Origin of the sequence: Rhodoplanes roseus, from assembly GCF_003258865.1 — a bacterium.
Lineage (GTDB): Bacteria > Pseudomonadota > Alphaproteobacteria > Rhizobiales > Xanthobacteraceae > Rhodoplanes > Rhodoplanes roseus.
In genome coordinates this window covers 1,244-20,191 of sequence record NZ_NPEX01000049.1, presented here as the reverse complement: position 1 = coordinate 20,191, position 18,948 = coordinate 1,244, and the positions used below count along the sequence as shown (strand labels likewise).

17 protein-coding genes are annotated in these 18,948 nt (G+C 70.0%); 12 read left to right on the top strand and 5 right to left on the bottom strand.

Features of this window, described 5'->3' with window-relative positions; translation table 11 throughout:
• Positions 1–4: 4 nt before the first annotated feature.
• The 6 genes from CH341_RS09760 (at position 5) to CH341_RS09735 (ending at position 7,078) form a co-directional block, all read left to right on the top strand.
• Positions 5–1,087 carry an isocitrate/isopropylmalate dehydrogenase family protein gene (locus CH341_RS09760; protein ID WP_111418845.1) on the top strand — a complete coding sequence of 361 codons (1,083 nt, stop codon included), beginning with the start codon at positions 5–7 and terminating at the stop codon, positions 1,085–1,087.
• Positions 1,088–1,270: 183 nt separating this feature from the next.
• Positions 1,271–3,058, top strand: a complete 1,788-nt coding sequence (locus CH341_RS09755; RefSeq protein WP_111418844.1) for a PHA/PHB synthase family protein — start codon at positions 1,271–1,273, stop codon at positions 3,056–3,058.
• Between the two features lie 376 nt (positions 3,059–3,434).
• Complete coding sequence (rnk, locus tag CH341_RS09750; protein ID WP_111418843.1) at positions 3,435–3,863, top strand: nucleoside diphosphate kinase regulator; 429 nt, start codon at positions 3,435–3,437, stop codon at positions 3,861–3,863.
• 502 nt (positions 3,864–4,365) lie between these two features.
• Entirely contained in the window at positions 4,366–5,343 is a 978-nt protein-coding gene (locus CH341_RS09745) for a cytochrome c3 family protein (RefSeq protein WP_111418842.1), read from the top strand.
• Complete coding sequence (locus tag CH341_RS09740) at positions 5,340–5,993, top strand: cytochrome b/b6 domain-containing protein (protein ID WP_146604427.1); 654 nt, start codon at positions 5,340–5,342, stop codon at positions 5,991–5,993. Before CH341_RS09745 ends, CH341_RS09740 begins: the two co-directional genes overlap by 4 nt.
• Positions 5,994–6,010: 17 nt before the next feature.
• Positions 6,011–7,078 (top strand): ethylbenzene dehydrogenase-related protein, encoded by a 1,068-nt coding sequence (locus CH341_RS09735; protein WP_170149562.1) that lies wholly within the window; start codon positions 6,011–6,013, stop codon positions 7,076–7,078.
• A gap of 51 nt (positions 7,079–7,129) precedes the next feature.
• On the opposite strand, the gene CH341_RS09730 is transcribed toward CH341_RS09735, so the two are convergent.
• The 4 genes from CH341_RS09730 to CH341_RS09715 form a co-directional block, all read right to left on the bottom strand.
• Positions 7,130–7,960, bottom strand: a complete 831-nt coding sequence (locus CH341_RS09730) for a sulfite exporter TauE/SafE family protein (protein ID WP_111418839.1) — start codon at positions 7,958–7,960, stop codon at positions 7,130–7,132.
• 47 nt (positions 7,961–8,007) lie between these two features.
• Positions 8,008–8,838, bottom strand: a complete 831-nt coding sequence (locus tag CH341_RS09725) for a sulfite exporter TauE/SafE family protein (protein WP_210208234.1) — start codon at positions 8,836–8,838, stop codon at positions 8,008–8,010.
• A 138-nt stretch (positions 8,839–8,976) separates the two neighbouring features.
• A complete protein-coding gene (dusA, locus tag CH341_RS09720; protein WP_111418837.1) occupies positions 8,977–10,011 on the bottom strand; it encodes a tRNA dihydrouridine(20/20a) synthase DusA in 1,035 nt (344 codons plus the stop codon).
• A 70-nt stretch (positions 10,012–10,081) separates the two neighbouring features.
• Positions 10,082–11,062 (bottom strand): aldo/keto reductase, encoded by a 981-nt coding sequence (locus CH341_RS09715; RefSeq protein ID WP_111418836.1) that lies wholly within the window; start codon positions 11,060–11,062, stop codon positions 10,082–10,084.
• A gap of 178 nt (positions 11,063–11,240) precedes the next feature.
• Between CH341_RS09715 and CH341_RS09710 the strand changes: the two genes are divergently transcribed.
• The 6 genes from CH341_RS09710 to CH341_RS09685 all read left to right on the top strand — a co-directional run bounded on the left by CH341_RS09710 (position 11,241) and on the right by CH341_RS09685 (position 18,025).
• The gene (locus tag CH341_RS09710; RefSeq protein WP_245430968.1) at positions 11,241–12,599 is read left to right on the top strand and encodes a PQQ-dependent sugar dehydrogenase; all 1,359 of its coding nucleotides are present in this window, start codon (positions 11,241–11,243) and stop codon (positions 12,597–12,599) included.
• 175 nt (positions 12,600–12,774) lie between these two features.
• The gene (locus tag CH341_RS09705) at positions 12,775–13,632 is read left to right on the top strand and encodes an aldo/keto reductase (RefSeq protein ID WP_245430967.1); all 858 of its coding nucleotides are present in this window, start codon (positions 12,775–12,777) and stop codon (positions 13,630–13,632) included.
• Between the two features lie 285 nt (positions 13,633–13,917).
• Positions 13,918–15,309 carry a cation diffusion facilitator family transporter gene (locus tag CH341_RS09700; protein WP_111418834.1) on the top strand — a complete coding sequence of 464 codons (1,392 nt, stop codon included), beginning with the start codon at positions 13,918–13,920 and terminating at the stop codon, positions 15,307–15,309.
• An 81-nt stretch (positions 15,310–15,390) separates the two neighbouring features.
• Positions 15,391–15,642: an exodeoxyribonuclease VII small subunit gene (locus CH341_RS09695; protein WP_111418833.1), complete on the top strand. Its 252-nt coding sequence runs from the start codon at positions 15,391–15,393 to the stop codon at positions 15,640–15,642.
• A 33-nt stretch (positions 15,643–15,675) separates the two neighbouring features.
• The gene (locus CH341_RS09690; RefSeq protein WP_111418832.1) at positions 15,676–16,590 is read left to right on the top strand and encodes a pirin family protein; all 915 of its coding nucleotides are present in this window, start codon (positions 15,676–15,678) and stop codon (positions 16,588–16,590) included.
• 31 nt (positions 16,591–16,621) lie between these two features.
• Positions 16,622–18,025 (top strand): pyridoxal phosphate-dependent decarboxylase family protein, encoded by a 1,404-nt coding sequence (locus tag CH341_RS09685; protein WP_111418831.1) that lies wholly within the window; start codon positions 16,622–16,624, stop codon positions 18,023–18,025.
• A gap of 25 nt (positions 18,026–18,050) precedes the next feature.
• Here the strand turns inward: CH341_RS09685 and ligD are convergent.
• On the bottom strand, positions 18,051–18,948 hold an 898-nt coding region (ligD, locus tag CH341_RS35210), incomplete at its 5' end, for a non-homologous end-joining DNA ligase (RefSeq protein ID WP_210208233.1).

Below are 18,948 nucleotides of genomic sequence, written 5' to 3'. Positions count from 1 at the left end.
CACGATGGACATTCTTGTTCTGCCGGGCGACGGCATCGGCCCCGAGATCACGGCCGCGACTCTGAAGGTGCTGGAGGCCGCCGATCGCGCGCTTTCGCTCGGCCTGCGCTTCGAGAGCCGCGACATCGGCTTCACGTCGCTGAAGCAGCACGGCACGACGATCACCAAGGACGTGCTGGCCCGGGTCGGAACGGCGGACGGCGTGATCCTCGGCCCGGTGTCGCATCTCGACTATCCGCCGCGCGCCGAGGGCGGCATCAACCCGTCCGGCGAGCTGCGCGTGACGTTCGAGCTCTACGCCAACATCCGCCCGTCGCGCTCGCGGCCCGGCCTCACCATCCTGCGCAAGCCGATGGATCTGGTGATCGTGCGCGAGAACACCGAGGGCTTCTACGCCGACCGCAACATGTTCGCGGGCGGCGGCGAGTTCATGCCGGAGCCCGACATGGCGCTGTCGGTGCGCAAGGTCACGGCCAAGGGTTCGGCCCGGGTCGCCCGCGCCGCCTTCTCGCTCGCCCGCGGCCGCCGCAAGAAGGTGACGGCCGTGCACAAGGCGAACGTGCTGAAGCTCGGCGACGGTCTCTTCCTGCGCGAGGTCCGCAAGGTGGCGGCCGAGTTCCCCGACGTGACGCTCGACGAGGTGATCGTCGACGCCGCCGCGGCGCTGCTGGTGCGCTCGCCGGACCGCTTCGACGTGATCGTCACCACCAACATGTTCGGCGACATCCTGTCCGACGAGGCGGCGGAGCTGTCCGGCAGCCTCGGGCTCGCCGGCTCGATCAATGCGGGCGACGCCGCCTGCGTCGCCCAGGCGCAGCACGGCTCGGCGCCCGACATCGCCGGTAAGGGAATCGCCAATCCGGTGTCGCTGATCCTCTCGGCCGCCATGCTGCTCGACTGGCGCGGCCGCCGGGACGGCAATGCCAAGCTCGTCGAGGCGGCGGCCCGCATCGAGCAGGCGACCGAGGCGGCCATTGCCGACCCGGCGACCCGCACGCGCGATCTCGGCGGCACGCTCGGCACCGACGCCTTCGCCGACGCCGTGATCGCGGCGTTCCGCACGGCCGCCGAGACGACCCCGGCGTAGCCGCGCGGACGCGGCGAGGTCGGGGAGCGGCCGGTCCGTGCCGGCCGCCGCCGGCGCGCCCCGAAACAATTCTTGTCGCAGGTCAATGATGCACCGCGGCCGCGGGCGTCTATGAAGGCCTATGCCATGCGTGCCGCCCGCGGCGCGGCCCAATTGCGCCCCGGACAGCGAGAGGGCGTCTTCATGGACCGCGACCAGGGCCCGCAGAGCGGGCAGACCTCCCCCGTGCCGTACGACGACGGCACCGGCTTCGAGGCGTTCCGCGCGCTCGACCGCACCCGCGTCGCGCTGTGGGCGCAGGCGACGGGCGGCATGTCGCCGATCGCGCTGAAGCTCGCCTTCCTCGACTGGGGCCTGCATCTCGCGTCCGCCCAGGGCAGATGCATGGAGATCGCCGCGGCCGCCGTCCAGCGGGCCGCCCGCTTCGGCGCCCAGTACGCCGCCGCCGCGATCGGCCGCGACGCACCGCCCCACATCCCGGCGGCGCCCGGCGACACCCGGTTCGCGGCCGAGGCCTGGTCGGTCGAGCCCTACCGGCTGTGGGCCGAGTGGTTCCTGATGCAGGAGCAGTTCTGGCACGACCTCACTCACGACGTGCCCGGCGTCGCGCCGCATCACCAGGAGGTGGTCGCCTTCTCGGTGCGGCAGATCCTCGACATGCTGTCGCCCTCCAACATCCCGTTCATGAATCCGGAGGTGATCGACAAGACGCGCGAGAGCTTCGGCACCAATCTGATCCACGGGTTCCAGAACTGGAGCGAGGATCTGAGCCGGATCGCCACCGGCCGTCCGCCGGCCGGAACCGAACGCTTCGTCGTCGGGCGCGACGTGGCGGTGACGCCGGGCCGCGTGGTCTATCGCAACGCGCTGATCGAGCTGATCCAGTACGCGCCGGCGACCGACACGGTGCTGGCCGAGCCGATCCTGATCGTGCCGGCCTGGATCATGAAGTACTACATCCTCGACCTGTCGCCGAAGAACTCGCTGGTGCGTTATCTGGTCTCGCGCGGCCACACCGTGTTCTGCATCTCGTGGCGCAATCCCGGCGCCGAGCACCGCGACGTCGCCTTCGACGACTATCGGCGGCTCGGCCCGATGGCGGCGCTCGACGCGATCTCGGCGATCCTGCCGGGACGGAAGGTGCACGGCGCCGGCTACTGCCTCGGCGGGACGCTGCTCGCCATCGCGGCGGCCGCGATGGCGCGCGCCGGCGACACGCGGCTCGCCTCGGTGACGCTGCTGGCCGCCCAGATGGATTTCTCCGAGCCCGGCGAGCTGGCGCTGTTCATCGACCACAGCCAGCTCAACGTGCTCGAGAGCATGATGTGGAACCGCGGTTATCTCTCGGCCGATCAGATGGCGGGCGCCTTCCAGATGCTGCGCACCAACGATCTCGTCTGGTCGCGCCACATCCACGACTATCTGATGGGCGAGCGCTCCGCCATGAACGACCTGATGGCGTGGAACGCCGACTCGACCCGCATGCCCTATCGCATGCACGCCGAATACCTGAAGCGCCTCTATCTCGACAACGAGCTCGCCGCCGGACGCTTCATGGTCGAGGGTCGGCCGGCCGTGGTGCAGAACATCCGCGCGCCGATCTTCGTCGTGGCGACCGAGCGCGACCACGTGGCGCCGTGGCGCTCGGTCTACAAGATCCATCAGCTCTCCGACACCGACGTCACCTTCGTGCTGACCAGCGGCGGCCACAATGCCGGCATCGTCAGCGAGCCGGACCGGCCGCACCGTCACTTCCGGATCGCGTGCAAGCAGGCCGAGGACTGCTGCGTCAGCCCGGACGAGTGGGTCGCCGCGACGGCGAGCAAGCCCGGCTCCTGGTGGATCGACTGGACCGCCTGGCTCGCGGCGCACTCGTCTCCCGAGCGCGTCGCCCCGCCCGCGACGGGCGCACCGGCCCGCGGCTACGTGCCGCTCGCCGACGCTCCCGGCACCTACGTGCATCAGCGGTAGAATGCTCCGCGCGCGAAAAAGTCGCGCGGTGCCGTGCAGCCATTCGCCGACGCCGGCGTTGACAAACCGAGGCACCGCACTAGCTTCGGGGGATGGGTACGAACGCACAGCGTCGACAGGATCGCGCCGGTCGCCTGCGAACAGGCAGCTGACCCGGACGGCCGCGTGCGCGCCCGTCCGGGTGTGATGTCGCTGTTCGTCATCGAGCGTTCGATCCCGATCCCGACCCGCTGAAAACCGATCCAGCCTCGCGCCGTGATGCCGCAGCAGCGTAGCGCTGCCGCGCATCCGTCGTCGGTTTCGGCCGCATCGGCCGCAAGCCACGCGCCCTCGTTCCCCAGAACACTCGTCCATCAGAACACCAGGAGCAAGACTCATGAGCGATTCCCATGTCCTTCCCCCCATTGCGCTGCGACCGGCCGACCGCGAGAGGCTGGAGCAACTGGCCCAGGCCAACCTGTCCCGCGTTCCCGACACCGCCGACTATCTGGCCCGCGAGGTGGACCGCGCGCGGGTGCTGCCGCCCGACGACAACGCGAGCGACTTCGTCGCCATGGGATCGTGGGTCGCGTTCCGCGACGCGTCCACGGGCCGCACGCGCCATGTGATGCTGGTCTATCCCGAGCAGGCCGACGTGACGGCGGGCCGCATCTCGGTGCTGACGCCGATCGGCGCCGCGCTGGTCGGCCTGTCGACCGGGCAGTCGATCGCCTGGCGGACGCCCGGCGGCGAGGAACGCTCGCTCTCCGTCGTCGCCGTCGGCGACGCGGCGGTCCCGCGCGAGACGGCGCTGTCCGGGACCTGATCGCCACGACACGCGTACGGCCGGATCGATCCTGATCGGAGCGGCCGGATCACGACCGACAGGCTCATCGACCGGTCGTGGAAGAATGCGCCGATGCGCGACGTGGTGACGCGCGGCGGGACGGTGCTCCGCATCCCCGCCGCCCGTTTGCGCGCCGGCACGGCACTCTCGGCCGCACGATGGTCTGCGTCAGCGCACCGACCGCGTCGTCATGTCGCGTCGCGCCGTGCCGTCGTGACGCGAGCGGAAGAGTCCAGACCGTAGAATTACCGCTTGCCAGCCCCGATCGACGCGACATAATTAGAAGCGTTCAAGAGCGTCTCACCTGTGCAACCGTACATCGCGTTCTCCGACCACGTCGTCGGCGCACTGTGAACTGACCCGAACACGCACTTCCCTAAAGCTGGTCTGCACGCCCCGGATCGGCTCGTCCGTAGCAATCCGTATCTTTTCAAACGTTCGACGTCATCTCGATCGCACCCGCCCGAAAGGTTCGTGAGCGATGATGCAGGCACGTCGCCGTACGCTTGCCACCGCATTCGCGCTGATCGTCGCGTCGATGCTCTCGGCCGGCGCCGGCCGCGCCCAGAGCACCGCCGCACTCGATCCGGAAAAGCTCGCCGAGATCCGCGACCAGAACGCCAAGTGCTTCTCCTGCCATTCCCCGGCCGGCCTGAAGAGCCCGCCGCGGCAGGACATGGACCTCGCCAGGCTCGGGACCATGCTGCACGACCCCGCGCTGTACGAGACCTCCAGTCACGGCAGGGTCGAGTGCCGCACCTGTCACGGCGTCGGCGCGACGACCTTCCCGCACGGCGCCGATCTGAAGAAACAGGTCAGCCCGTGCTCGGAATGCCACGCCGCCAAGGTGTTTCGCATCGAGACACAGTTCGAGGCGAGTGTCCACGCGAAGACCCAGAAGGACAAGTTCACCTGCTGGTCCTGCCACGACGGCCACGTCTACAACGTCGCGGCCAAGATCGGCGCGCCGCGCAAGATCATCGCGCAGGACAACGCGATGTGCTTGGACTGCCACAACTCCGATCTGCAGTTCTCGAAATTCGCGCCGGTCGAGAAGCGGCGCCCGAACATCGACGCGATTCACGAGTGGCTGCCCAACACCAGGCTGCACTGGCAGGCGGTGCGCTGCGTCGACTGCCACACGCCCGCCGCCCGCGGCTTCTCCCACGAGATCCTCGACAAGTCGAAGGCCGAGAAGAACTGCGTCGCCTGCCATTCGCAGGAGTCGGCCCTGCGGACCCGGCTGTATCGCCACCTGGTGGCCGAAGAGCAGGAGCAGCTCGGCTTCGTCAACAGCGTGTTCCTGAGCACGTCCTACGTGATCGGCGCCAGTCGCAATCCCTGGATCGACCGGGCCGTGGGCGTCGCGGCCGCGCTGCTGATCCTCGGGATGCTCGGGCATGCGGCGCTGCGCATCGGCTCCGCGTGGTGGAGGCGGCGAGGGAGACGGCCGACATGAAGACCCGCATCTACCTGCTGCCGCTCTGGCTGCGGCTGTGGCATTGGGCCAACGCGGCTCTGATCATCGTCCTGGCGACGACCGGAGCGAGCCTGCACTTCTCCGACTCCGCATTCGCCGTCGTGCCCTTCGCTCGCGCGGCGCGGCTCCACGACATTGCCGGAGTCGCGATGGTCGTGTTGTACATCGCCTTCGTGATCGCCAATGCGGTCACGGGAAACTGGTGGCAATACGTCCCCAAGCCGCCCGGCATCATGGAACGATCGCTGCGGGTGATGCGCTACTACGCGTTCGGAATCATGCGCGGCGAGCGCGACCCGCACGAGCCGACTCCGGATACCAACTTCAACGACATGCAGGCGTCGGCGTATCTGGTCGTCATGTACGTGGCGATGCCCATCGTGGTGATCACGGGGCTGATCTTCATGTTCCCGCAGACGGCTCCCGACCGCCTGTTCGGATTCGACGGACTGTTTCCGGTCGCCGTCCTGCATTACGTGACCGGCGCCGCCGTGGTGCTGTTCGCCATTCTCCACGTCTATCTGGGCACGCTCGGGCACACGGCGACGAGCCAGTACAAGACCATGATCACCGGCTGGCACGAGGGCGATCTGCCCTCCGGACGGACATCCTCACGACGGGTTCGGTAATGACAGGAGGGAAAGCCATGAGAGGTTCCACGACGCTGGCCTCTTTAGCCATCGCATCCGCGTTCGCACTGGGTACACCGCTCGTGCTCGCCCAGGAGAAGCCGGTCGCCATGCGGCCGGTTCCGATCAAGGCCGCGAAGGCGACGGCCGCTCCCACCCTCGACGCCGATGCGAGCGACCCGGTGTGGAAGCAGGCCCAGCCGGTCGCCGTCGAGGCGGTCAAGGGCGTGAACTTCAAGGACAAGGCCGGCAACACCAACGCGACCGTGCAGGCGGCCTATTTCGGCGACACGCTGTACATGCTGGTGACCTGGGACGATCCGACCATGTCGGTGCGGCGCTTCCCCTACCAGAAGCAGCCCGACGGCTCGTGGAAGAAGCTGGTCGATCCCGAGGACAAGGGCGGCGACGACAACGTCTACTACGAGGACAAGTTCGCGATGATCTGGAACGTCGGCAAGTCGATGTTCGGCTTCGACGAGCGCTTCGGGTGCCAGGTGAGCTGCCACGCCGGCGAACCCGGCAAGCCCTACGGCAACAAGTACACGAGCGAGGAAGGCGAGATCGGCGACATCTGGCACATGAAATACGTCCGTGGCGGCTTCCTCGGCCAGATCGACGACCAGTGGCTCGACCACACCCGTTTCGATCCTCAGAAGTCGCGTGACGCCGGCCGCAAGTCCGACGCCAGCACGGGCGGCGGCTACCAGGACGTCAAGCTGGTCGGCGGCAAGCCGGAGTTCATGAACAAGGACGCCAAGCCCGCCAACAAGGGCGGCACCTACTGGATCAAGGCCGAGGACAAGGTGCCGTTCGACGATTCGAAGTTCGTCGCCGGCGACGAGGTCGCGTCCATCGTGGTGGCGCCGTTCACGGGCGATCGCGGCGACATCAAGGTGGCGCTCGCCTGGAAGGACGGGAAGTGGACGGCCGAGCTGTCGCGCAAGCTGGTCACCGGCTCGAAGACCGACGTGCAGTTCGACGATCTGTCGAAGAGCTACGGCTTCGGCATCGCCTTCTTCGACAACGCCCAGGTGCGCCACGCCTACGGCCAGGCGCCGCTGATCCTGAGCTTCGACAAGTAGGCTGCGGCCGCGCCGAGCCGCGGCGCCGCCCGGCGCCGCAGCTCGGCGGGCCTAACCGATCGCGCTGAACAGAATCCGGAGCGCGGTCGTGATCAGGAACAGCCCGAAGGCGATCTCCAGGGTCCGCCGCGACAGGCGATGGGCGATGACGGCGCCGAAGCGCGCCGTGAAGGTCGAGACCGGCGCCATCAGGGCGAAGCCGACCAGCGACACGTAGCCGATGGAGAGCGGCGGCAGCTCGCCCATGTGCGGGATGCCGGCCAGCATGTAGCCGATCGTGCCGGTGACGGCGATCGGCACGCCGAGCCCGGCCGAGGTGGCGACGGCGGCGTGGATCGGACGACCGTAGAAGGTCAGCACCATGGTGGCCATGGCGCCGCCGCCGACGCCCATCAGCGACGACAGGAGGCCGATGACGAGCGCGTAAGCCCGCATCGCCCACGGTCCGGGCAGCTCGGGCGCGATGACGACGCGGTTGCCGAGAAACAGCATCTTGCAGGCCATCAGCCCGGCCGTGCAGGCGAAGACGATCTTGAACAACGCCGAGGGTGCCACCAGCGCGAGCAGCGAGCCGAGAACGACGCCGACGACGATCGGCGCGGTCCACAGCTTCACCACGTCCTCCATCGCGGCCCCGAGGGCGCGGTGGCTGCGATAGGAGCGCAGCGCCGTCGGCGCGATGATGGCGAGCGAGGTGCCGATGCAGAGCTGGAACCGGACGTCGTCGGGAACGCCGACGAGGCGGAAGATCTCGAACAGCACCGGCACCAGCACGGCGCCGCCGCCGATGCCGAACAGGCCGGCGAGCAGGCCCGTGACCACGCCGCCGGCCATGATCGCCACGGCGAGCATCGCCAGCTCGCCGGCCGGGACACCCGACATTCAGCCCATCTCCGTTGCGGCGAGCCGGCGCGCAGGCCCCACCCGCCTCACGTGAACGCGCTCACGAGGATGCGGGCCGCGGTGAGGATCAGGAACAGGCCGAAAGCGACCTCCAGGGTCCGGCGCGACGTGCGGTGGGCGATCAGGGCGCCGAACCGCGCCGTGTAGGTCGAGATCGGCGCCATCAGCACGAAGCCGACCACCGACACGAAGCCGATGGACAGCGGCGGCAGCTCGCCCATGTGCGGGATGCCGGCCAGCATGTAGCCGATCGTGCCGGTGACGGCGATCGGCACACCGAGGCCCGCCGAGGTCGCGACCGCGTTGTGGATCGGCCGCTTGTAGAGGGTCAGCAGCATGGTCGCCATGGAGCCGCCGCCCACCCCCATCAGCGCCGAGAGGAGGCCGATGCCGGCGCCGTAGACGCGCATCAGGCCGGGCCCGGGCAGATCGTCGCCGAGGAAGAAGCGGTCGCCCAGGAACAGCATCTTGATGGCGATGGTGGTCTGGATGAAAGCGAAGACGATCTTGAACAGCTCGGCCGGCGCGACGACCGCGAGGCCGGAGCCGACGACCACCCCGGCGATCACCGGCACGGTCCACAGCTTCACCACGTCCTGCAGGGCCATGCCCTTGGCCTTGTGGGTCTTGTAGGAGCGGAACGCGGTCGGCACGATGATGGCGAGCGAGGTGCCGATGCAGAGCTGCATGCGCACGTCGTCGGGAACGCCGATGAGGCGGAAGATCTCGAACAGCACCGGGACCAGCACGGCGCCGCCGCCGATGCCGAACAAGCCGGCCAGGATGCCCGTGACCACGCCGCCGCCCGCGATCGCCAAGGCGAGCACGATCAGCTCGCTCACCGGCACGTCCATCATGATGTAAATCTCCGTTCAGCGGCCGTGTGTGGCAAAGTTTCGCGCCCGCGCCAAGCCGCGAATTGCTGGGCAGGCCGCACAATTGCGCATGATCGAGCGAAGGTGCCGGGTCAGGGTTGCGACGCGACGGCGAGGCAATCAGGCGGCGGCGCCGGAGCGAGCCTCGGGGCGGACCAGCGACAGCGCCGTCCTGAAGACGTCGACGCCGGCCCCCGCCTTGACGGCCTCGGTCGCCAGATGCCGGCGGTAGGCGCGGGCGCCCGGCACGCCGTGGAAGAGGCCGAGCATGTGGCGCACCATGGCATAGAGCCGCTCGCCGCCGGCGAGCTCGCGCTCCATATAAGGAATGAATCGCTCTGCCGCTTCATGGGCCGTCTCGGCCGGCGCCGGCACGCCGAACAACAGCGGATCCACCGCGAGCAGACGCCACGGCTCCTGATAGGCGGCCCGCCCGACCATCACACCATCGACATGAGCGAGGTGCTGCGCCGCCTCCGCGATCGACCCGATGCCGCCGTTGATGGCGACCGGGACGTGCGGCAGCCGCGTCTTCAGCCGGTACACGCGCCCGTAGTCGAGCGGCGGCACGTCGCGATTTTCGCGCGGCGACAGGCCCTGGAGCCACGCTTTCCGGGCGTGCACGACGAGGGCGTCGGCGCCGGCCGCCACCACGGTGTCGGCGAGCGCGTCGAGCGCCGCCTCGGGATCCTGGTCGTCGATGCCGATGCGGCACTTCACCGTCACGGGCACGCCGACCGCGGCCTTCATGGCGGCGACGCAATCGCCGACCAGCCGCGGTTCGGCCATCAGGCAGGCGCCGAAACGCCCCTCCTGCACCCGGTCGGACGGGCAGCCGACATTCAGGTTGATCTCGTCGTAGCCCATCTCGGCGCAGATGCGGGCCGACTCGGCGAGCGCCGCCGGATCGCTGCCGCCGAGCTGCACGGCCACTGGATGCTCGCACGCATCGAACCGCAGCAGCCGCGTCCGGTCACCCCGCAGCACCGCCCCGGTCGTCACCATCTCGGTGTAGAGCCGCGCCTTTCGGGTGAGGACACGGTGGAACGCCCGGCAGTGCCGGTCGGTCCAGTCCATCATCGGGGCGACGGAGAAGCGATGGGTATCCACGCGCGGCAGGTCCAATGGTGCTGGGGCATCGCGTGGGCGACCCATACGGGCCCCGCCGGCGCGTTGTATCGCGTCCGGGCGGGTTTGCCCACGGGCCGGCCGCGGCAGGCTCGCCTCAGCGATTGTAGGTCGGCACCGGCCCGCGGAACTCGTCCCACACGGCGTCGCAGGCCGCGACCGTCTCGGGCGAGAGCGGGCCTTCGCGGCAGGCGGCGAGGTTCTGGTCGAGCTGCTCGGGCCGGGACGCGCCGAGCACCAGGCCGTCGGCGGGCGTGTGGTGCAGCACCCAGTTGAGCGCGAGGCTGATCAGCGAGCGCCCCGCCTGCGCGGCGATCGTCTTCAGGCGCTCGACCGCCTCGAACGTCCGCGGGTGCCAGTAACGGTCGGCATAGAGCGACTTGCCCCAGAACGCCGGATCGAAGCGGCCGCCCGGCGTGACCGCATGGACGTCGTGCTTGCCGGTCAGCAAGCCGCCGGCGAGCGGGTTGTAGACGAAGCTCGACACGCCGAGGCGCTCGGCCATCGGCAGGTATTCCTGCTCGAGGCCGCGCGCGACCAGCGAGTACATCGGCTGCGACACGGCCGGCGGACGCCAACCGTTCGTCTGAGAAATCCAGAACATCTCGGCGACCTGCCAGGCCGCGTAGTTGGAGGTGGCGACGAAGCGCACCTTGCCGTCGCGCACCAGCGTGTTCATCGCCTCGAGACTCTCCTCGATCGGCACCGCCGGGTCCGGCTGATGCAGATAGTAGAGGTCGATCCAGTCGGTGCCGAGGCGCCGCAGGCTCTCCTCGGCCTGGCGCAGGATGGCGGCCCGCGACAGGCCCGACTGGTCTGGCCCGTCACCCATCTTGTGCTGAACCTTGGTGGCGAGCACGACCTGCTTGCGCTTCTCGCCCAGAGCTCTGCCCAGGATCGTCTCGGATCCGCCGAGCTGATAGGCGTTGGCGGTGTCGAAGAAGTCGATCCCCTCCTCCAGGCAGCGCGACACCATGCGGTCGGCGGTCGGCTGATCGACCGGCTTGCCGAACGTCATGGTGCCGAAGCACAGGCGGGAGACGGTGAGATCGGTGTGCGGAAGCGTGCGGTGATCCATCGGGCGGCCTTTCGGTGTCGCCTTTCCTTGCCGCCGAACCAGCCCGATGACAATGCCGACGGCGACAACCGAGGCCCGCGTCGCCGGAACAGGTTCGGCCGCGGCCCGTTTCCGATGCGACAGGTCGGCTGCGTCCGCGCGGGCGCGGCCGCGCACGCTCGCACGACAGGAGCCCACCGTGGTTCGATACGCCTCGCCGCCCGCCCGGACCGGCCTCGCCGTCCTTCTCTGCACTGCCGCGCTCGGGCTGGCCGGCTGCGGCGACAGCGCCAAGATCCCGGACCACCAGACGGTCGGCGCGAGCCCGACCATCCCGGCGCCGAACCCGTCGCTGATTCCGACCGTCGACATCGCGCCGGCCAAGGGCTGGCCCACCGGCGCCACGCCGAACGCGAGCGCCGGCATGACGGTGACGGCACTCGCCCGCGACCTCGATCATCCGCGCTGGCTCTACGTCCTGCCGAACGGCGACGTGCTGGTCGCCGAGAGCAACGCCCCGCCCAAGGAGACGACCACGGGCAGCGGCATCCGTGAGTTCGTGATGCAACAGGTGATGAAGCGCGCCGGCGCCGGCGTGCCCAGCGCCAACCGCATCACGCTGCTGCGCGACGCCGACGGCAACGGCACGGCCGAGCTGCGCAGCATCTTCCTGGAAAACCTCTACTCGCCGTTCGGCATGGCGCTGGTCGGCAACGACCTCTACGTCGCCAACGCGAACGCGGTGATGAAATTCCCTTATCAGGAGGGACAGACCCGCATCGATGCGCCGGGCGTGAAAGTCGCCGATCTGCCGGGCGGCCCGATCAATCATCACTGGACCAAGGGGCTGGTCGCGAGCCCGGACGGCCGGATGCTCTACGTCTCGGTCGGCTCCAACAGCAACGTCGCCGAGAACGGCATGGAGCACGAGACGAACCGCGCCGCCGTGCTGGAGATCGACCCGGCCACCGGGCAGTCGCGCGTGTTCGCCTCGGGCCTGCGCAACCCCGTCGGCCTCGCCTTCGAGCCGAGCACCGGCCAGCTCTTCGCCGTCGTCAACGAGCGCGACGAGATCGGCAGCGACCTGGTGCCCGACTATCTCACCGCGGTGCGCGAGGGCGCCTTCTACGGCTGGCCCTACAGCTACTGGGGCCAGCACGTCGACACCCGGGTCGAGCCGCCGCGTCCGGACCTGGTCGCCAAGGCGGTCGTGCCGGACTACGCGCTGGGCAATCACGTCGCCCCGCTCGGCCTCGCCTTCGCGACCGGCACGGCGCTGCCGGAGCAGTTCCGCTCCGGCGCCTTCGTCGGCCTGCACGGCTCGTGGAACCGCAAGCCGCCGAGCGGCTACAAGGTCGCCTTCGTGCCGTTCCAAGACGGCAAGCCGACCGGAATGCCGGTCGACGTGCTGACCGGCTTCGTGGCCGAGAACGGCGACGCCAACGGCCGGCCGGTCGGCGTCGCCTTCGACCGCACCGGCGCCCTCCTGGTCGCCGACGACGTCGGCAACGCCGTCTGGCGCGTCGCACCGCCGGCCCCGCAGACGAGCGGGAGATAGCGACGCGATGTCTTTCGCGTCGGCGGCTCGTCAGGCGGAGAGGCCATGCCGCAACGCCCGAGGCTGCACGCCGTCGAGACGACGCTGCAATCCCGGCGTGCCCCCGCGCCTCTTGGCGCACCTTCATCGGTCGCGGTAAACAGGCGCGTCCGTCGTCAGTCGCAGAGTCCCCGCCGTGCCCTCCACGTTTCTGTCGACCGTTCCCACCACCCCGCTGCCGTCCGGCGAGGCCGTCCCGGTACTCGGGCTCGGCACCTGGGGGATGGGGGAGACTCTCCGCCCGGCCGAGAAGGAGGTCGCCGCGCTGAAGCTCGGCCTCGATCTCGGGATGACGCTGATCGACACCGCCGAAATGTATGCGGACGGCGGCGCCGAGGAGATCGTCGGCGCCGCGATCGCGGGCCGGCGCGACGAGGTGTTCCTGGTCGACAAGGTCCTGCCGAGCAACGCCTCGCGTCGCGGCACGGTCGCCGCCTGCGAGGCGAGCCTGAAGCGGCTCGGGACCGACCGCATCGATCTCTATCTCCTGCACTGGCGCGGCAGCGTGCCGTTCGCCGAGACGCTCGACGCGTTCGCGACGCTGCAGAAGGCCGGGAAGATCCGCCACTGGGGCGTCAGCAATCTCGACACCGACGACATGCAGGAGCTGGTCGCGCTGCCGGGCGGCGAGTCGGTCGCGACGAATCAGGTGCTCTACAATCCGACCCGCCGCGGCATCGAATACGACCTGCTGCCGTGGTGCGCGGCGCGCCGCATCCCCGTCATGGCCTATTCGCCGATCGAGCAGGGCCGCGTGCTCAAGCATCGCGTGCTCGCCGGGATCGCCCACCGGCACGCCGCGACGCCCGCCCAGGTGGCGCTCGCCTTCGCCTTACGCCGGCCGGGCACCATCGTGATTCCGCGCTCCGGCAACGACAAGCACGTGCGCGAGAATCGCGGCGCGCTCGACCTCCGGCTCGATGCCGGCGATCTCGCCGCCCTGGACGCCGCCTTCCCGCCACCGGTTCGCAAGACCGCCCTGCAGATGTTGTGAGAAATCGTTCGCGGGTGTGCAGTGCGGCATGTTGATGCCGCATTTCGCGGCGACAGGTGCGCGGGGCGGCCGCCACACCCGGCCGTGACGGCGTCGTCTCATCCGAGGTCCCAACGGCGCTTTTCACGACCGGGTGGCGGCGGCCGCCGTGAAATTCCGAACGCAATCGGCTATCCTGACGTGCGCGATCGGACCGCGCACCGGGAACGTGTGCGCGATTCTCATGCGCACCGACGCGGCCTCGATTCGCCGCGCCGGGGCCGAAGGCAAGGGCCGGCTTGAATCATGTCGAGCAAGAAGGAGCGGGTGGCCGCCGTGTCGGCCGCCGCGAGCGGGACGCTCGCCTGTGTGAAGTTCGCCGTCGGCATCGCGATCGGCAGCCTGGCGCTGATCTCGGACGCCCTCCACAGCCTCATCGATCTCGGCGCGACGCTCGTCACCTGGTACGCGGTCCGCGTCTCGGACAAGCCGCCGGACGCCGAGCACCATTACGGACACGGCAAGGTGGAGAGCCTCGCGGCGCTCGCCGAGACGGCGCTCCTGTTCCTGCTCGCCGGCGGCGTCGCGGTCGAGGCGGTGCAGCGCCTGTTCGCCGGCGGCACGGCGCCGACCTTCTCGTTCGTCCCGTTCGGCGTGCTGGCCGTGGAGATGGTGATCAACGGCTGGCGCGCGCACGTGCTGAAGAAGACCGCGCGGGAAACCGGCAGCCAGGCGCTGGAGGCCGACTCGCTCCACTTCGCCTCCGACCTCTACGGCTCGGTCGCCGTGATCATCGGGCTCGGGCTCGCCGCCTACGGCCACGCCTGGGGCGACGCGGCGGCGGCCCTGGTGGTCGCCGTGATCATCGCCGGGCTCGGCCTCCGGATGAGCCGCCGCACCATCGAGGCCTTGATGGACACGGCGCCGCCCGGCGTGCGCGACCGCGTGGCGCGCCTGATCGCCGGTGTGCCGGGCGTCGTGCGCATCGAGCGGCTGCGGATCCGCATGGTCGGGCCGCGGCACTTCGTCGATGGCGCCATCGCGGTGCCGCGCACCATGCCGCTCGTCCGCGCCGCCGCGCTCAAGGCGACCCTGCAGGACGCGGTGGCGGCCACGCTCGGCGACGCCGACGTGACGATCTCCACCACGCCGGTCGCGCTCGACGACGAATCGGTGCAGGAGCGCATCATGGTGATCGCCCGCAACCGCGGGCTCGCCGTGCATCACCTCACCGTGCAGGCGATCGGCGAGACGCTCGCCGTGGCGCTCGACATCGAGGTCGACGGCGAGATGCCGATGGGCGCCGCGCACGAGATCGCCAGCGGCCTGGAGGACGCGGTCGCCGCCGAGCTCGGCCCCGATGTCGAGGTGGAGACCCATATCGAGCCGCTGCAGGCCCCGAGCCTGCCGGGCCGCGCGGCCGACCCGCAGCGCGTCGCCGCCCTGGCGCAGGCGCTCACCGAGCTGGCGCGCATCCGACCGGCGCTGCGCAACGTGCACGACGTGCGGGTGCGCGAGACGCCGGACGGCGAGATCGTGGTGTTTCATTGCCACATCGATCCGTCCCGCAGCGTCATCGACGTTCACGAGGCGGTCGACGACCTGGAGCGCGCCCTGCGCCGGCACCATCCGGAGATCAAGCGCGCGATCGGTCATGCCGAGCCGCGCACCGCCGACGCCTCGGCCCCGGCCGCCTGACCGGCCACGCCGGCGCGAGGTGGACATTTCGACGGCGCCGCGCTCTCCTGCGGCCGAGAGAACCGGAGTCGAGCGCGAACAATGAGCGAGAAGAAACAGGCCGACGTCGCCACGCTGAGCTTCGAGCGCGCGCTCGAGGAGCTGGAGAGCATCGTCGAGCGGCTGGAGAGCGGCAACGTCCCGCTGGAGGAATCGGTGACCATCTACGAGCGCGGCGAGGCGCTGAAGCGTCGCTGCGAGGAGCTGCTGAGCCAGGCCGAGGCCCGGGTGCAGAAGATCACGCTCGACGCCGCCGGCAAGCCGAAGGGCACCGAGCCGCTCGACGTCGGCTGACGCCCTCCCCCGCCTCGCCCCCCGGAGGCCCGCATGAGCTTTTTCCCGGCCAAGGATCCCGCCCCCGGCGACGCCTTCGCGTGCGACGCCCTCGCGCAGCTGATCGTGCCGCGCACGAGCGACATCGGCGGCCTCGCGGTGCGCCGGGCGCTCCCCTCGGCACGCCGCCGCATGGTCGGCCCGTTCGTCTTCCTGGACGAGATGGGCCCGGCCGAGTTCAAGGCGGGCGAAGGGCTCGACGTGCGGCCGCATCCGCATATCGGGCTCGCCACCGTGACGTATCTGTTCGAAGGCGAGATCTTTCATCGCGACAGCCTCGGCACCGCGCAGGCGATCCGCCCCGGCGCCGTGAACTGGATGAGCGCCGGATCCGGCATCGCCCATTCGGAGCGCACCGCACCTGATCATCGTCACGGCCACGAGCCGCTGCACGGGCTGCAGTGCTGGGTGGCGCTGCCGGCGGCCGACGAGGAGAGCGCGCCGGCCTTCATGCACCACGACGCCGACGCGCTGCCGATCGAGGTGGCCGAAGGCAAGACGGTGCGGATCGTGGCCGGCACGCTGTTCGGGCGCACCTCGCCGCTGAAGACCGCCTCCGACACGCTGTTCGCCGACGTGATGCTGGAGGCCGGCGCAAAGCTGCCGCTCGACGCCGCCGCCGAGGAGCGCGCCGTCTATCTGGTCTCGGGCGAGGTGGACATCGCCGGCGACCGCTTCGCGGCCGGCCGGCTCCTGGTCTTCCGCCCGGGCGATCGCATCACCGTGACGGCGACGATGGCGGCGCGGCTGGCGATCCTGGGCGGCGCCGCCATGGACGGTCCGCGCTACATCTGGTGGAACTTCGTCTCGTCGCGAAAGGACCGCATCGAGGCCGCCAAGGCCGACTGGAAGGCCGGCCGCTTCGCCACCGTGCCGGGCGAAAGCGAGGTCATCCCGCTGCCGGAGTGAGGCTCGGCCGCGGACCACGCGAGGACACGCCATGAGCTTTCGTGAGGACGCGGCGACCGCCATCGAGGCGCTCGTCGAATTTGCCGCCCGGGCGCACGAGCGCGACGGACCCGTGATCCGCCAGCCCGCCCTCGGCGACCTCGCGCAACGCCTCGACCTGGAGCGGCTGATCGCCGAGGGCGGCCTCACGGGCGATACGCTGCACACGTTCCTGGCGGACTATCTGGCCGCATCCACCCGGCTGCAGCATCCGGGCTACATGGCGCATCAGGTCGCCGTGCCGCTGCCGCACAGCGCCATCGCGGCGCTGATCGACGGCTTCACCAACAATGCGATGGCGATCTACGAGATGGGCCCGGCGGCCGCGACGGTCGAAGTCGCCGTGGTGAACTGGATGCTGCGCAAGATCGGCTGGGCCCCGTCGCGCCCACCGGGCGGCGTGCTCACCCATGGCGGCTCGCTCGCCAACCTCACCGCCCTGCTCGCCGCGCGCGGCAAGGTGGCGCCGCAGGCGTGGGAGGACGGGACGCCGAGCAATCTCGTGATCGTCACCTCGCCGGCCAGCCACTACTCGATCGCCCGCACGGCCGGGATCATGGGACTGGGCCAAAAGGCGATCCGGCATGCGCCGACGGATTCTTTTGGGCGGCTCGACCCGGCGCGCCTCGGCGGCTTTCTGGCCGATCTGAAGACCAGCGGGGCCGTGCCGATCGCGGTGGTCGCCACGGCCTGCGCGACCGCGCTGGGGCTCTACGATCCGCTGCGCGACATCGCGGCGGCCTGCCGTGAGCACGGCGTCTGGCTGCATGTCGACGGCGCGCACGGCGCCTCGGCGCTCGTGTCGCCCCGGCTGCGCCGTCTGCTGGACGGCATCGCGCTGGCCGACTCGGTGGTCTGGGACGCCCACAAGATGCTCGGCACGTCCACGCTGTGCGCCGCCGTGCTGGTGCGCGACCACGCCGATCTCGACCACGCGTTCCGCGAGGAGGCGAGCTATCTGTTCCACGACAAGGACCAGCCGGGCATCGACCTCATCCACCGGACGGTCGAATGCACCAAGGCCGCGATCGGTCTGAAGGCGTTCTTCGCTCTCGCGGCCGGCGGCGAGCGGACGATCGCCGCGACCATCGAGCGGCAGACCGATCTCGCCGTCGCGGCGGCGGCGCGGCTGCGCGCCGAACCGGACTTCGAGGTCGCGGTCGAGCCGGAGACCAACATCGTCTGCGTCCGGCTCGACGGGCGCGACGCGCTGCAGATGGCCCTGCGTCGCCGGCTGACCGAGGACGGCGATTTCTACGTCTCGACCACGGAGGCGCTCGGCCGCCGCTGGCTGCGCCTCGCCCTGATGAACCCGGCGACCGAGATGGCGGATATCGAGGCCCTGATCGCGCGGCTCCGCACCATCAGGGCGGAGCTGCGATCCGAATTCCCGTGAGCCGGTCGGCGAGACGCGCTTCGCCTCACACGCCCGGCAACTTCTGCTTCACCTTGCCGATCTCGGCCCAGGGATCGGCCTTCAGGCGCTTCAGGCGATCCTGCAGGTTCAGCACGGTCCAGCGCGCCGGCGACAGCTTCGCCGTCACCTCGCTCCACGCGACCGGTGTCGAGACCGGCGCACCCGGACGGGCGCGCGGCGAGTAGGCGGCGACCGCGGTGGCGCCGCGGCCGTTCCTCAGATAATCGACGAAGATCTTTCCCTGCCGGGCGCTCTTGGTCATCTTGGCCAGATACTTTTGGGGCGAGTCCGCCGTCATCGCGAGCGCGATCTGCTTGGAGAACGTCTTCGACGTGTCCCAGTCGGCGCCGTCGTGCGGCACGACGATGTGCAGGCCTTTCCCCCCCGATGTCTTGATGAAGCTCTCGAGCTTCAGATCGGCGAGGCGGTCTCTCACCTCCTTGGCGCCCTCCACGACGGCGGCCCAGGTCACGTCGGGTCCCGGATCGAGGTCAAAGACGAGGCGGTCGCACAGATCGACATGGTCCAGCGTCGTGCCCCAGACATGCACCTCCAGCACGCCGGCCTGCACCAGCGCCACGAGCCCGTCGACAGACTCGATGGCGATCAGCTCCTCGCCGTCGTCGTCGTAAGACAGAATCCGGCTGCGATCGAAGGTGGCGTGGGCGTGCTTCTGGACGAAGCATTCCGAGCCGACGCCGTTCGGGCAGCGCAGCAGCGCCAGCGGCCGCCGCACCACATGCGGCGCGATCCAGTCCCACACCTCCGCATAATAATCGGCCAGGCCCTGCTTGGTGATGTCGACGTCCTGCCAGTAGACGCGCTGCGGATTGGTGAGCTTGGGTGGGCCTGCCGTTCTTTCACCTCCCCCTGGAGGGGGGAGGTCGGACCGCGAAGCGGTC

What these genes read in the sequence shown, in the direction of transcription:
- rnk (WP_111418843.1), top strand. Translation starts at nt 3,435, where the DNA reads ATGAGCGATTCCCATGTCCTTCCCCCCATTGCGCTGCGACCGGCCGAC.
- CH341_RS09730 (WP_111418839.1), bottom strand. Translation starts at nt 7,960, where the DNA reads ATGTCGGGTGTCCCGGCCGGCGAGCTGGCGATGCTCGCCGTGGCGATC.
- CH341_RS09690 (WP_111418832.1), top strand. Translation starts at nt 15,676, where the DNA reads ATGAGCTTTTTCCCGGCCAAGGATCCCGCCCCCGGCGACGCCTTCGCG.
- CH341_RS09685 (WP_111418831.1), top strand. Translation starts at nt 16,622, where the DNA reads ATGAGCTTTCGTGAGGACGCGGCGACCGCCATCGAGGCGCTCGTCGAA.
- CH341_RS09700 (WP_111418834.1), top strand. Translation starts at nt 13,918, where the DNA reads ATGTCGAGCAAGAAGGAGCGGGTGGCCGCCGTGTCGGCCGCCGCGAGC.
- CH341_RS09695 (WP_111418833.1), top strand. Translation starts at nt 15,391, where the DNA reads ATGAGCGAGAAGAAACAGGCCGACGTCGCCACGCTGAGCTTCGAGCGC.
- CH341_RS09715 (WP_111418836.1), bottom strand. Translation starts at nt 11,062, where the DNA reads ATGGATCACCGCACGCTTCCGCACACCGATCTCACCGTCTCCCGCCTG.
- CH341_RS09735 (WP_170149562.1), top strand. Translation starts at nt 6,011, where the DNA reads ATGAGAGGTTCCACGACGCTGGCCTCTTTAGCCATCGCATCCGCGTTC.
- CH341_RS09745 (WP_111418842.1), top strand. Translation starts at nt 4,366, where the DNA reads ATGATGCAGGCACGTCGCCGTACGCTTGCCACCGCATTCGCGCTGATC.
- CH341_RS09725 (WP_210208234.1), bottom strand. Translation starts at nt 8,838, where the DNA reads ATGATGGACGTGCCGGTGAGCGAGCTGATCGTGCTCGCCTTGGCGATC.
- CH341_RS09760 (WP_111418845.1), top strand. Translation starts at nt 5, where the DNA reads ATGGACATTCTTGTTCTGCCGGGCGACGGCATCGGCCCCGAGATCACG.
- dusA (WP_111418837.1), bottom strand. Translation starts at nt 10,011, where the DNA reads ATGGGTCGCCCACGCGATGCCCCAGCACCATTGGACCTGCCGCGCGTG.
- CH341_RS09755 (WP_111418844.1), top strand. Translation starts at nt 1,271, where the DNA reads ATGGACCGCGACCAGGGCCCGCAGAGCGGGCAGACCTCCCCCGTGCCG.
- CH341_RS09740 (WP_146604427.1), top strand. Translation starts at nt 5,340, where the DNA reads ATGAAGACCCGCATCTACCTGCTGCCGCTCTGGCTGCGGCTGTGGCAT.